Source organism: Pseudomonas sp. SIMBA_068 (assembly GCF_046534705.1).
Classification (GTDB): Bacteria; Pseudomonadota; Gammaproteobacteria; order Pseudomonadales; family Pseudomonadaceae; genus Aquipseudomonas; species Aquipseudomonas putida.
Map to the genome: position 1 here is coordinate 1 of NZ_JAWRYI010000211.1, position 325 is coordinate 325.

At 59.1% G+C, this 325-nt stretch carries 1 protein-coding gene; it reads left to right on the forward strand.

Translation table 11 applies throughout. From position 1 onward, the window contains the following. The coding region (locus SB756_RS28860; RefSeq protein WP_410912946.1) for an aldo/keto reductase at nt 1–325 on the forward strand (325 nt) is incomplete at both ends.

Sequence of the window (325 nt, forward strand, 5' to 3'; positions counted from 1 at the left end):
GCGCGACGGGACGAGATCGTGGTCACCACCAAGGTCGGCTACGGCACTCGCAGCGGTATCAACGCCAGTGGCCACTCGCGCAAGCACATCATGGACAGCATCGACGCGTCCCTGAGCCGTCTGGGCATGGATTACGTCGACGTGTTCATGCTGCATTACTTTGATGTGAACACCCCGGTGGAAGAGACGATGTGTGCACTCAACGACATCGTGCGCTCCGGCAAGGCCCGCTACATTGGTGTGTCGACCATGCTCACGGGGCAGCTTGCCAAAATACTGATGGCCTGCGAGCGCAATGGCTGGGTCAAACCGATCAACATGCAGT